The following is a 14,051-nucleotide window of genomic DNA, read 5'->3' on the forward strand; positions in this document are numbered from 1 at the left end:
GTTTAGAATTATTATAAATAACAGTTGGCGTGAAGCAACATATCCCTTTTTTGACGGTATACATCGTCGTATTTTTTGCTGTACCTTTCCTCTCTTTTGCACAAACGCGTGTCCGCGGAGTAGTCGTGGACGATACACGCCAACCGGTTCACCTGGCAACCGTGGAAATATTCCCGTCCGATAACCCATCGGCGAAAAAAGTGATCACCACCGATGAGCGGGGGCAATTTGAAGTGGTACTGCAGCCTGCCATGTATGGGCTCCGGGTGACATTCCTGGGCTATCAGGCCCTGGAGCATTCGTCGGTAAAAATCAGTAATGAGGCAACCGATCTGGGCGAATTCCATCTTCAATTAGATGAACAACTGCTGGAGGAAGCCGTGGTAAGCCACCAACGGAAACTGGTGGAACAACGGAGCGATCGTTTGGTGGTAAATGTAGAAAACAGCGTGCTTTCTGATGGGTTGACTGCGTTGGAAATTCTGCAGCGTGCCCCCGGTGTGCGCGTGGACGAAGATGGGAACATGACCATGCGTGGCAAAGCAGGCGTCCGCGTAATGATAAACGGAAAGCTCTCGTACCTTTCCGAAAAGGAGTTGGCTTTGCTGTTGAAAGGCACGCCATCCTCGTCGATCAAAAGCATCGAGTTAATAACCAACCCCTCGGCCCGTTACGATGCCGCCGGTAATGCGGGTCTCATCAACATCGTGATGAAAACCCAGAACCGCCAGGGAATCAATGGCACTGTGCATTCGTTTGCTGCACGCGGAAGGAAAGAACGGTACGGAGGAGGGCTTCATCTCAACGTACGGCAAAACCGGTTCAATGTATTGTCGAATTACGATTACGGTTATCGGGGCGAGGAAGAATACCGCTCATTCATCCGGCAGTTTAACCATCCTACCCGTCCCGATTCATCGCGGGTTTCAAACCAGCAATCCGAAACGAACGAACCGCTTTCTACGCACAACGCTAAATTCGGGATGGATTACGAAATGAGCGAACGCTTTTCGCTGGGAGCCCTGTGGACGGGAAACTTTGGTACCTACAAGAACCTGAGCGAAGGATATAATAACATTTCATTCCTGGATGGGCGTTTGGCATCCAACGCACTTACTGACAATACGCAGGAGAGCCGATGGAACACGCAGGGGGTAAATGTAAACCTGCTGAAGAAAATCGGCAGCCGCAATCACGAGTTATCGGCTGATTTTGACTATACGTATGCAGACTATTCGGCAAACCAGTATTTGCTGTCCGACTTCCAGCAGACAGATTTCCAACCGGCATTCCGGTCCATCCGGCGTGGGCAGACTCCTTCCACAACGTACCTGTATGTTGGCAAATCGGACTATGTGCACCACATAAGTGATGGGCAAAAGTTGGAAGTGGGCTGGAAAAGCAGTTGGATAACGGCCGATAACAATGCAGTGAATGATACATTGCGGCAAGACCAATGGGTGATTGACGAAAACACGAGCAACCATTTCAACTATGAAGAGCAAATTCATGCCGCCTATGTGAACTATAGTTTGGAACGGAAACTGTGGAATGTGATGGCAGGGCTGCGTATGGAAAACACCCACACGGTGGGAAACCAGCTGACAGCCAATCACCGGGTGGAGCGCCGGTACACCCAGCTTTTTCCGAGTGTGTCCGTAGCCTATAAACCCAACGCAACCCATACTGTACAGTTTTCGTACAGCAAGCGCATACAGCGGCCGGATTACGAAGATCTCAACCCGTTCCGGTATTACGTGGATGCATTTGTCTTTTGGGAAGGGAACCCCCAATTGCAGCCCGAGCTCGCACATTCCTTCGAACTTACCTATCTCTTCGGCGGGGACTTGGGGATATCTCTGTATTATACGCATATAGACGATGTGATAACCAGCGTGCTGACCCAATTACCGGAGCAGAACGTGACGATCCGCAGCATCGACAACATCGAGCGTTTCAGCAACGTCGGTGTCAATATCAATTATACATTGAAACCTTTGCCGTTCTGGACGAGCGTCAATAATGTCAATGGATTCAATAACAGCTACCTGGGCGCTTACAACGGAGAGGCCATTGATAACCAAAGCTGGTCGGCTACCTTCAATTCCACGAATACCTTTGCATTCGGCAAAGGAATATCTGCCGAAATTAACGGCGAATACAATACGGCACGCGTGGATGGCGTACTCCGTCTCAATGCGTACGGTGCGGTATCTGCTGGCGTGATGAAAAAGCTTTTACAGGATAAACTGACACTGAAATTGGCCGTCTCCGATATTTTCCGTACCATTAACTACAATCCCAGATCCACGGTAGATGGGGTGGATATGTACCAGCAATTTGACCTGGACTCACGCGTAGGGACATTCTCTGTCAGTTTCCGTTTCGGACAGGAAACAAACCGGCGTGAGCGGCGCAGCGGATCTGAAGACGAACAGCAACGGATCCGGGGTGGAGGATAGCTAGAATGTAGCTACCCCGCCTTGCGGTGGTCGGCCGCTGTATATATGGTCCCTCCCTTGACGATGGTGGTTTTGACTGTAAACTTTTCATCGAATATCACCATATCGGCATCTTTCCCGATGGTGAGCGAGCCTTTCCGGTCGTATATACCCATGATCCTTGCGGGTGTAGCGGTGATCATCTGAATGGCTTCGGGAAGGCTGACGCCAGCCAGTTGTACCATGTTGCGGACCAGGCGGTCGGCCGTGGCCACACTTCCGGCGAAGGAACTGCGGTCGGGCAATTTTGCCACTCCGTCTTCGATGATAACTTTCAGGCCCGTATCTTTGTTACCGAGGACACTTTCTCCGGGAGGCATTCCGGCTCCCCGCATCGCATCGGTAATCAATGCTATGCGATGTGCACCCTTGAATTTATGGACCATCCTAAGCAGCGGTGCAGGCAGGTGGATGCCGTCTGCAATGATCTCGACGTCCATTTCATCAAGGAGGTAGGCGGCTTCAATGACGCCGGCATAACGGAAGCATTCCCGGCGTGTTACACCAGACATACCCGAATAGAGGTGGGTGGCCAGCGTGTACCCATTTTCTATGGCCTCCACGACATCTTCGTAGACGGCATCGGTATGGGCTACCGCAGCCAATACCCCCTGTGATCGCAGGTAGCACCCGAATTCGAGGGCCCCTGGTAGTTCCGGTGCAGCACTCCACCGCCGAATATGTGGAGACGCTGCGAGAATTTCCCGGTATTCCGATGGGTCCGGATTGCGGATGTATTTCGGATCCTGTGCCCCGCGCTGATTGAGTGCAAAATAGGGCCCTTCGAGATGCAGTCCTGCAAATTGGGCACCACGGCTATTCCGGCGATCTGCCTGTTCGTATATTTCCAGCGTCTTAAGCAGGTCCGCCTTTTCGGCGGTAAGCGTAGTAGGACATAGGGTCGTCGTACCATAACGGGCATGGGTTTCCGCAATGGCGAGGTAAGCTTCCACGGTGTTATCCATAAAATCATGGCCACCGCCGCCATGTACGTGCAGGTCAATAAAACCGGGGGATACATAGCGGCCCCCGGCATCGAAGATTTCAGCGCCGGGTGCATCGATATCACCCTGCCGGATATCGACGATTTTACCGTCTATCACGAGCAGGCAGCAATTGTCAATGATGCGGTAAGGAGTGATGGCCCTGCCGTTAATGATTTTTGTGTTCATCTTCACATCCAATTTTTTATCCGGTATCCCCTGAACGCATAGAATATAAGGTATGCATAACAGGGTATCAGTATCCAGTATCCATCGCGCAACGAATGATTGTCTGCCAGGTATCCATAGAGCAGGGGTAGGATGGCATTCCCGCAAAGACCCATGATCAGGATGGAACCACCGAGTTTGGTAAAGCGCCCCAGGCCATCCAATGCCAGGGGCCAAATACCAGCCCACACCAGCGAGTTGGCCAATCCAAGCAGTACCACAAACCATATCGATAGGTGCGTGTCGTGCCCCAACAGCCTGATTCCGCCCGTGGCAAAGAGAATGCCGAATGAGAAGAGCAGCCCAAGCACGGTGCAAACGCGTAGGGCGGTGAGTTGACTGAAGAATTTGGGTGTGCAAGCAATGCCAATCAGGTAGCCGATGATCGTGGCCGAAAGTGTATAAGAAGGGAATGCTTTGGCTTCCAGCAGGTCAATGCCCATGGAACCTGCATAGCCGATAATGGTATCAATGGCAATAACCTGAGTGCCCACATGCAGGAAAATAGCCACAGCACCGAGGATGAGGTGCGGAAATTGAAAAATACTGGTTTTTCCCGCATTGACAGAGGCTACCGCCTCCGTTTCGTGTTCGGTATCGATCTCGGGTAGCGGTGAGTACCGCACCACCAACCCAAGCGCAAGCAGCACCACGCTTACACAGCCATAAGGCACAATGACGCGCCGGATAAGCGCATCAAGCGTTTGGGCACGTGTCTGATCATCCATTAACGGGATCTGGCTGAACAATTCGCCGTCCGTAGGGCGGAGGATGACAGCGGCAAACACCAGCGGCGCAAGGATGCCGGCCCCCTTGTTGCAGATGCCCATGATGCTGATGCGTTGGGCGGCACGTTCCTGTGGGCCTAAAACGGTGATGTACGGATTAGCCGCCGTTTGCAGCACGGCAAGGCCGCCGCCCAGCGTAAATAAGCCCAGGAGAAAAAGCTCATAGGTCCTGACCATCGCTGCAGGGACGAAAATAGCCGCCCCGAGAGCCATCATCCAAAAGCCAGCCATCATCCCTTTTTTGAAGCCCACGCGTTTCAGCAGATAAGCCGAAGGTACAGACATCACAAAATAGGCAATGTAAAAGGCAAAAGCCACCAAATACGATTGAAAGTGGTTCAGCTCGCAGGCAATCTTGAAATAGGGGATGAGTATCGCGTTGATCCACGATACGAAACCGAAAATAAAAAACAGCATCCCGATGATAAAAATCGAGCTGTAAGTCTGTCGTTTGGTCAGCGATGCAGCGGTGGTTGCTAAGGACATAATTCGGATTTTAGCTTGAAAAGGCAGCTGTTACTTAAGCAATTTTGCAGATTCCTGATCCAGGAAAAAGCTGCAATCCGGATGCTGCTGCAGGATACTTGCCGGATATTGATTGCTGACGGGCTGCGCTAAGCTGTCTTTTACGGCTTGGGCTTTCCGTGCATCAGGTACCGAACAGATGATGTGTGCAGATTTCATGATCTGCCGCACCGACATGCTGATGGCTTGCTGCGGTACATCATCTACGGATGCGAACCATCCTTCGTTGTATTGCTGAGCCCTGCAGGGGCCGTCAAGATTGACCACCAAATAGGGTTTATCCGTGTCAAAATCGGCAGGCGGATCGTTAAAAGCGAGGTGTCCGTTTTCGCCGATTCCCACCAGTGCTACATCGATGGGGTGTTGGCGGATGAGCTGTCCCAACCGTTCGGTCTCAGCTTCCGGATCGGTTTCTCCATCAATAAGGTAAGCTGCCTTTAAAGGAGGCACCTGCTCAAGAAAGCGCTCTTTCAGGTATTTGCGGAAGCTGGCCTTGTGTGTGATGGGCAGGCCGATATACTCGTCGAGGTGGAACATGGTTACCACAGACCAATCGATACCCGCTTCGGCAATCAATTGTTTGATGGTTTCAAACTGGCTTGTGCCGGTGGCCAGAATAATATTGGCCGTTCCTTTTTGGGCAATGGTTTCCCGGATAATTGTTGCTGCTGCGGCTCCGGCCGCTTTACCTAATTCCTGTGTGTTTGAGAAAATATGGATATTCATCATTAATATATGGTAATGTATTTATGCTAAGATAACATCGGTATTTGCTCCCTTTTCAAGGGAAAGATCGACGGGCTGGTTGGTTTTCCAGGCACCGTTTGTGAAGTCAGGGATGTCGATGGGTGCACTACGGTTGGCCGTAGACCATTCACTGAGGGGACTGATGACACTCCAGGTAGCGGCGTCGTAAACGTCCATGTCTACCGGTAGACCATTCCGTAGGCAGTCAATGAGCCGCCAATCCATCAGGAAATCCATGCCGCCATGGCCGCCGACCCTTTTTGCCAGTTCACCCACTTTCTGTACGATCGGTGGCGTATATTGTTTTTCCAATTTGGCAAATTCAGCCTCGTCCAGCCACCCTTCATGCCCGGTGGCAATGCGTGGTGGGAGCGGATATTTTTGGGCAGTTGCCTTCGTGCCGCTCAGTAAATGGATACGTGAATAAGGACGTGGCGAAGAGACGTCGTGCTGCAGCAGAATGGTGCGTCCTTTGGCGGTACGGATGGTGCTGGAGTTCATGTTGCCACGGAATGGCTTTCCTACATATTCCTTAAATGTGGCATCCTTGGCCGCCGCTGCTTCCGCGGCTGGTTCCAGCATGAAATCCGCCGAAGCCATGGAAGTCATGTATTCGAGGCGGTCGCCGCGGTTGATGTCCATCGCCTGGCAGATCGGTCCAAGACCGTGGGTAGGATAGAGGTTGCCATTTCGGCTAGCATTCTCCTTGAGCCGCCATAAGTCGTAGCGGGCATCCTTATTGAACAGGCTGTCGAGGATGTCATGGATATAAGCACCTTCACCGTGGATAAGTTCGCCAAAAAAGCCCTGCCGTACCATATTAAGCGTAAGGAGCTCAAAGAAATCATAGCAGCAGTTTTCCAGGATGACGCAGTGTTTTCGCGTCCGCTCGGAGGTCTCCACCAGTTTCCAGCAATCCTCCACCGTGAGCGCTGCCGGAATTTCGGTTGCCACGTGTTTGCCGTGTTCCATGGCATAGAGCGCAATGGGGGTATGCAGCTTCCAGTGGGTGGCAACATATACCAGGTCAATGTCTTTGCGTTCACAAAGTTCCTTCCATGCATTTTCGTCGGCTGTGTACAGCGTAGCCTCATGCCCGGGTCGTTGGATGCGCTGTTTGGCAGCCTCGGCCTTTTCGGGCCTGACATCGGCAATCGCCTGGATAGCCACTCCCTGTATATAGCTCATCCGTTCAACCGCTGCCGAGCCACGGTTGCCCACTCCGACAAAGCCGATGCGTACGGTTTCCAGGGGAGGTGCCGCATACCCGCACATGTTGAATTGCGGTGCATGCGATTGGCTTGCCTGCTGGCGGATGTGGGCCAGTGATTCTTCTGCAGCCTGGGTGCCTTGCGCACAGGCCGTACCGAGTAGTGAGGTGCCCAGTATGCCTGCGCCCGCGAGGCCCGATTGTTTCAAAAATGTTCTTCTGTTGCTTGTCATGTTTTCTGTTATTGCGTTATATCGGTAAATTGTACGGTGATCGGCGGTCCTCCGATCCGCACCGCAATGTTTTCGATTTCCTGCTGGTAATTTAGGCATTCACTGCGATTCAGCGGCCTTCCCGATAACGTTTTTGCGCCATCAAGTATTAACTTCGTTCCGCTCATGGCCAACAGCAACGGCACGTCCCCCCATTGCAGTATACGTGGCACATGTACCGCCATTGAGTAGTATTCGATGCCTTCGCGGCTATCGAACAGATAGCTGGAAGGAAAATCCGTCAACCGGAATTCCACACGCGGGACTTCCGAAAGAGCCAATGCGTAGGAGGCGGCCAACGCGGCATCACGGTAAGCTTCGATATGGACGTCTGTGGCACCGAGCTGATCGATGCAGAGCTGTAAAAGAAGCTGGGTTTCCGCCGCCCATGTTGCCATGATCGGTTTCCCGAGCCACAGGGCTGATCGGGCTATTGTGTGAAATGGAGGCAATGCACCGTCTACCCGTTGTGCTTCATCCGAGCCCTGTTCGCCCGTACCCCAAAGGTCGGCCACCATTACACCGTAACCTTCGTCAAGCAGTTGTTGGATGCGCATAGGGGGTATGCTGTCCTTGCCACTACCGTGCAGCAACAGTGTGTATCGGTTGCCCTCCTTTGGGCGAGTATATAGGACCGGAATGATGCCACCCGCATCGGTTTCCACGGCCATCCGCTGCCATTCTTCTTTTGGGGAATAGTCGGTCACCCGCGTGGCTGTCAATGGACGGAAGTGTAATAGCTGCCGCAATGCCTCACGCAATACGGCCAACCGCGGCAGTTGGGCATCCGCTTCTCCAGCTTTGAGTCGTTGCCCTTCCTGCTGGCAAAACCGTTCGGTGGTTGCCACCGCGTCATCCCGTTTACCTTCGGGATAGGTTGCGAGAAGCGATACCTCGATGGGCACCACCGCAGGTGTTTCTTTTGGAGCTCCGGTTCCTTCACCTTTTAGATACAGATCGAACCAGCCCAACAGATGTTCGCGCATCTCGGCGCTGTAGTCGTGCCCTCCAGCGGCAATGTGGTAAGCAATGTGGTCTGCCGCCCCCAGCATGCGGTACAGCGACTTGACCTGCCGATAGGAAATGAGCATCTGTTGGGGCATGAAGCTTGGATTTTTTTCTTCCACGGCGCTGATGATTTTCAGCGCGCGAGGTGCTACCAATGCCAATATGCCCGCTTCTTCGGTATAGGTAAGCCCGGTGGGCAACAGCTCACATATGCAGTTGCTGTTCATGATGTACGACTGAAACGTACCGACGCTTACCACAGGCATGGCAGCTTTTACGCGGTCGTCCATGGCAGCGAGCCACATGGTTTGGTTGCCACCACCACTGGCACCTGTTGCACCGATACGCGTGCTATCTACATAAGGCAGCGAGGCCAACAGATCGATACCCCGCATGTTGTCAGCTAGTTGCAGCCCCATCAGGGTATGCCCTACATTCATGAGCGATGCACCCAGATTGGCACCGTGGTATTCCTGCTGCCCCGGTAGGGTGCCGCGTTCGCCAGCACCCCAGGCATCGATATTCAGGCAGACATAGCCGCTGCGTACCAATGTCTGTGCTACCGCCTGGAAGAGCGGTGCGCGGCGTCCATCGGGCCAGTGACCATGGGTGATGACAACGGCTGGAAAAGGACCGTTACCCGAGGGTACGTATAAATTGGCTGTAGCCAATACCCCCGGTTGCGTTTGGAAGCTGATATTGCGAACCGTGAACCCGTCGCCCTGTACGGTACCCGTTTCACGGATATCCAACGGAAGATCCGGTTGGTAGGATAACGCCAGGTCTTCCGCGATCCGCGATTTCAGCCGTGAGGCATGGACCTTCCAGTCTGCGGCCGTCCGGGGCAGCTGTTGCCGTTGGGCAGCCTTGGCAGCATCCAGCCGGAGCTGCATGGCTGGATAGTCTGCCGGCTCCCCCTCAAACACATGCGGCAGGGGAGAATCCTGTCCGTGTGTGGAGAAAGGCAACTGACCAGCCAATATCACCCATACGAATGTTTTCATCAAACTATTCATTTACATCCCACCAAAGAGATGTCGCAGCATTATCAGGGCCTCCAAGAAGTGCCCGCCCTTTTGCCAGCTCTCCGGCATTGTTGTTTTCTTCTACAATAGGAAACGGCAACCGTTTGATAAAAGTACCCGAAGGCAAATCTGCATTGTCGGATTGGACAACGGGATACATTTTCGGGAATCCTGTGCGGCGGAATTCTGCCCATGCTTCCATTCCGTCGGGAAATAAAGCCAGCCACTTCTGTACACCAATCTGTTCGCGCCGCGTGGATTCATCCGCCGCCCATGCAATCGGAGTGGCTGCCACAGCAGGCGAATTTTCTGTGTCTCCCGGAGCAGCGGGCAGGGCGGTGGAAGTCAGGTATGCACGTATAGCCGTTTCATCCGCGCCCCATTGTGTGAGGCTTGCAGTGATTCCCTGTTCGTAGCATTCCTGGGCTGCGGCCCCCATATTCCATCCATTCAGGGCTCCCTCAGCCCGCAAAAACCACGCTTCGGCAGCACTCATCACATGCTGCCTGGCTTCAAGATTCGGAGTCCATGCAGAAGAGGAGGCAGACCAGGTAACCCAGTAAGTACCGATGTTGGAATTCTGCGAGCTGTTATTGCGTGGGTTGTTCAATGCCGATGGAGGAAGTCCATTGCGTAAACTGTTATATTGACCGTTGGTTACATCGGGCTGGAAATACCGGCCGAGACGCGGGTCGTTATACCCTTTGAGGTAAGAAGCGATGGTTGAACTCATGGCAAATTCATTCCACGCAGCGGTTTGGGCCAATCCGTGTGTGTCATTGCCTTTTAGCGATTTTGCCAGTGAAGCATTTTGACCATTATTCGTCAATACACCGGAAGCAACCGCCGCTTCGGCCTCCTGCTGTGCCCGGTCGGGACTTACCTGGGCGATGCGTAGTGCCAAACGTAGACGGAGCGTGTTGGCAAACAAAATCCAGTTATTTACATCACCGTTATACATGAGGTCGAATCCCTGGAACACCTGTGTGCCCGATCCGAGGGCCTTAAGGTCTGCAACGGCCTGATCCAAGCGCTTGAAAAAGTCATCGTAAATGGCCTCCTGGTTGTCATAAGGGATTTGTTCCACCGGGTCTGCCGCCTGGAAGTATGGTACAGGACCAAAATGATCGGTAAGCCGGTGGAATGCATATACCCATAGAATATTAGCGAGGGCTTGTTCACCTGAGGCGGGCGCTGCATTTTCGATGATGGCCTTGAGCTGCGGCGCTGTGTTCGCGTATACCACAGTCCAGAAACGGCGCTGCCAGTCTGGCGTAAGCACATAACGATCCGTTTGGAAAGACGTGACCGAAAGCGCATAATACTGTGCGTAGAGATCGGCCCCCAGGTTCTGTACGGTTTGATAAAAGCTCCGGTCCATCGCTGCGGCCGACTGGGCCCGTGAAAACATGAAAGGCATTTCCCGGGCGCCGGCTTCTGTGAGTTTGCCGGGGTTCGTATTCAGTTCCTTGAAGTTATCCGTACACGAAAGGGTAAATGATGCGGCGAATGCAATTAAAAACAATTTCTTCATGACTGTATGGTTAGAATGACAGTTTAACATTAAGACCGAAACTACGTACGGAAGGTAACAGGCCGGCTTCTACGCCCTGGTAGTTGCCGATGCCAAGTGCTGCTTCGGGGTCTATTGGGATGGTGCGGCGCTGCATGCCGGGAATGTCCAGCGTGGATTTGCCGCGGTACAGGAAAAACAGGTTACGCCCAGTCAGCGATACCTGTGCCCGTTTGAAAGCACCGCCATTGAGCGGGAATTCATAGCCTAGGGATGCCTCACGCAGCCTGAAATTAGTCGTCGAATAGGTGAAAAACTCACCCCAGGCATCGCGGCCATTCTGGGATACAGCGGTCCAGAATTTCTGCGCATCGATGGCGGTGGTGTTGGGTGTTCCGTCGGCTTTCACGCCCGGCAGGATCAATCCACCATCTCGGTACTGCGCCGTATAGTCGCCCAAGCCATAGGCGCCGAGGAAAGAATCAGTGCCGGAAACCATTTCGCCACCTACGCGCCCGTCAATGAGGAATGACAACGAAAACTGTCCATAACTCAAGGTATTGCCCCATCCCAGTAAGAAGTCGGGGTTAAAGTTACCGATTTTGGTATTTGCTTTCACAATCGGCAGACCTGCATCGTTTACGAGGTGATTACCGTTGGCGTCTTTTTCCCATGCGTATCCATATAGATCGCCATAAGAACCACCTTCCACTGCCACAACACTGGCCAGCCGGGTACTCGTAGACAGGTCGGCCCGGTTGGATTGATCGGAGAGCTTGATAATCTCATTTACGTTACGCGAAAAATTTATGTAAGTGGTCCAACTGAATCGTTCGCCGCGGATGGGTGTGCCGTTCAACTGCAATTCAATCCCTTTGTTTTCAATGTTACCGGCATTGATGTATTGCTGGCTGTATCCGCTGGCCAGCGGCAATCCGATATAGAGCAACTGGTTGATGGTATTGGTTTTATAAAATGTTGCTTCAATGCCGAGGCGGTTATTGAAAAAACGCCAGTCAAGCCCTACTTCATACGCTTGCGTATTTTCGGGTTTGAGGTTGCTGATAGCCCGTGTAAGGTCACGGCTCACAAAACCTTGTCCGGCGCCCAGGGAGAAGTTATACAGTTGGTCCAATAGATAAGGAGCGGCATCGTTACCCACTTCCGTATAAGAAGCCCGCACTTTGCCAAACGATACCCATTCAGGCAACGATAGCGCGTCTGAAAGGACGGCGGATAATCCGACGGAGGGATAAAAGTAGCTGTGTGGTGACGGAAGTGTGGACGACCAATCGTTACGTGCAGATACATCTAAATAGAGGTAATCCCTGAAATTCAGCTGTGCACTTCCATATATCGACTGGAGTTCCCTTTCGATGATGGACACATTGTTGAATGCGGGTGTGGTAGCGAACGACAGGTTGAATTGGTTAGGGATACTCAATCCGTTTGCCATGTTCTGCAAGCTGTTGCTCTTTCGGTTGAGTACGCTGCCGCCGAGGTTATACGTGAGTGAGAGATCGCCGGACAATTTATTGTCGCCGGATATTAATACATCAATATTGCGCTCACTTCTGACGTTGTAGGTTTCGTAGTACTGTCCGCCCGGCTGAACACTGCCCAATGAGACGGTGCCGTTGTAATACCTGCCGGTTTCTTTGTCGTCATACCGGTCAAAGCTGTACCTGGCCAATACACGCAACCAATCCGTGAGCTGGTAGGAGGCCGATCCAAGCAGCGTTACGCGGTTGCGTTCTTCATTAACCGAAGTACGGTTCAGGTCCCAATACGGATTATCAAAGATGGAAGACGTTGTCCAGTATTTACGCGTAGGTTCGCCTGTCACCGGGTCCGTTCCTTCAAAATCGCGCAGTTCAGCTTCGCTCATGTCACGGGGCATGATATAAATGCCCATCGGAGTTCCGGTATCACCTAAGCGAGGTTTATTACTGATTTTCTGGTTCAAGTACGTGATTTTTGCATCTGTGGTCAACTTGGAGAAGAAGGTATTATTCACGCGGAGGTTGAGTGTATTCCGGTCCAGGTCATTGCCCGGCAGGATGCCCGCATTGTGATTATTGGTATAAGATGCATAACCCTGCATGTTTTCCGTACCGCCAGACAGGTTCACTGAATTGTTGACCGTCGCTGCCGTGCGGAATACGCTGCGCACGTTGTCTGGATAGGTCGTGGCAGGTGCTCCCCAGCTTTCTCCGGCGGTTGCACCGGCTTCCCCGCCATTGCCGCGGCCGTATGTATTCTGGAAATCCATGAGCAGATTGGGTTGATCGATGCTTACACCTCCGTTGTAGTCGATGGCAAGCTTGCCTTCCTTGCCACGTTTGGTTGTGATGACAATGGCTCCGTTTGCCGCCCGGCTCCCATACAGAGCGGCTGCCGTTGCTCCCTTCAGCACATTCACCGATTCGATATCGTCCGGATTGAGGTTGGCAGCCCCGTCGCTCCCACCATAAGAATTAAACGTGCTGTTGGCCTGCGGATTGGATGAGTTGTCGATGGGTACACCATCCACTACGATGAGTGCGTTGTTATTGCCGCTGATGGAACGGTTGCCCCGTAGGACGACGCGCGCAGCACCACCGGGACCCGTAGCAGCCGGCGTAATGACGGCACCGGCCACTTTTCCAGACAGGCTGTTCATGATGTTGCCGCTGTTGTCCCGCACTTCATCCAGTTGGTCCGCTGATAGCTGCTGCGTAGCGTAGCTCAACGAGCGGGTTTTCCGCTCAATACCGAGTGCGGTCACCACCACTTCTCCCAGCTCTTCCGCTTCAGCAGGCTGAAGACCAACGGTATAAGAAGCAGACGTTCCCACCGTTATTTCTTGGGTGCGATATCCTAAATACGAGAAGACGAGTACGTCACCCTGTGCAGCCTGCAGTGCAAACCGTCCGGACGCATCGGTAGCTGTGGCTTGGCTTTTGCCGTTCACGCGCACGCTTACGCCGGTCAGCGGCGTGCCCGTTGCGGCGTCTTTCACTGTTCCACTGATTTCCCGGTTTTCCTGTGCACGCAACCCTGCCGTGCAGCACAAGGTGAAGCAGACCGCCAGCAGCAAGTGGTAAATGGAAGTTCTTGTTTTCATAATTGTCATAACATTTGTTGTTTCGAGTTTGGTCATACATTTTCGATATCCCTGATATTCCCTTGTCCTCTATTTAATAGGGGATTTGCTAATTGGTATGCCCAAAAGTATCAGCAATCAGAGGTAGAAGCAATGAATCGGCTTT

Annotated in this window: 8 protein-coding genes; 1 reads left to right on the top strand and 7 read right to left on the bottom strand. The window is 52.7% G+C overall.

Features of this window, described 5'->3' with window-relative positions; genetic code table 11:
* Positions 1–29 precede the first annotated feature (29 nt).
* Entirely contained in the window at positions 30–2,462 is a 2,433-nt protein-coding gene (locus tag IEX60_RS04020) for an outer membrane beta-barrel family protein (RefSeq protein WP_188747706.1), read from the top strand.
* An 11-nt stretch (positions 2,463–2,473) separates the two neighbouring features.
* Here IEX60_RS04020 and nagA read toward each other — a convergent pair whose 3' ends face one another.
* From nagA to IEX60_RS04055, 7 genes are read right to left on the bottom strand one after another with little or no spacing between them, the layout of a single operon-like run.
* The gene (gene nagA, locus IEX60_RS04025; protein ID WP_188747708.1) at positions 2,474–3,673 is read right to left on the bottom strand and encodes an N-acetylglucosamine-6-phosphate deacetylase; all 1,200 of its coding nucleotides are present in this window, start codon (positions 3,671–3,673) and stop codon (positions 2,474–2,476) included.
* Between the two features lie 2 nt (positions 3,674–3,675).
* The gene (locus IEX60_RS04030) at positions 3,676–4,986 is read right to left on the bottom strand and encodes a sugar MFS transporter (RefSeq protein WP_188747710.1); all 1,311 of its coding nucleotides are present in this window, start codon (positions 4,984–4,986) and stop codon (positions 3,676–3,678) included.
* A gap of 30 nt (positions 4,987–5,016) precedes the next feature.
* On the bottom strand, positions 5,017–5,754 hold the full coding sequence (locus tag IEX60_RS04035; RefSeq protein ID WP_229717409.1) for a glucosamine-6-phosphate deaminase: 738 nt from the start codon (positions 5,752–5,754) through the stop codon (positions 5,017–5,019).
* A gap of 18 nt (positions 5,755–5,772) precedes the next feature.
* Positions 5,773–7,215 carry a Gfo/Idh/MocA family protein gene (locus tag IEX60_RS04040; protein ID WP_188747712.1) on the bottom strand — a complete coding sequence of 481 codons (1,443 nt, stop codon included), beginning with the start codon at positions 7,213–7,215 and terminating at the stop codon, positions 5,773–5,775.
* Positions 7,216–7,223: 8 nt separating this feature from the next.
* A complete protein-coding gene (locus tag IEX60_RS04045) occupies positions 7,224–9,266 on the bottom strand; it encodes an alpha/beta hydrolase family protein (RefSeq protein WP_188747713.1) in 2,043 nt (680 codons plus the stop codon).
* A 4-nt stretch (positions 9,267–9,270) separates the two neighbouring features.
* Positions 9,271–10,821 carry a SusD/RagB family nutrient-binding outer membrane lipoprotein gene (locus IEX60_RS04050; protein WP_229717410.1) on the bottom strand — a complete coding sequence of 517 codons (1,551 nt, stop codon included), beginning with the start codon at positions 10,819–10,821 and terminating at the stop codon, positions 9,271–9,273.
* A gap of 10 nt (positions 10,822–10,831) precedes the next feature.
* On the bottom strand, positions 10,832–13,906 hold the full coding sequence (locus IEX60_RS04055) for a SusC/RagA family TonB-linked outer membrane protein (protein ID WP_229717411.1): 3,075 nt from the start codon (positions 13,904–13,906) through the stop codon (positions 10,832–10,834).
* Positions 13,907–14,051: the final 145 nt, after the last annotated feature.

It is taken from the genome of Parapedobacter defluvii (assembly GCF_014642075.1).
GTDB lineage: Bacteria > Bacteroidota > Bacteroidia > Sphingobacteriales > Sphingobacteriaceae > Parapedobacter > Parapedobacter defluvii.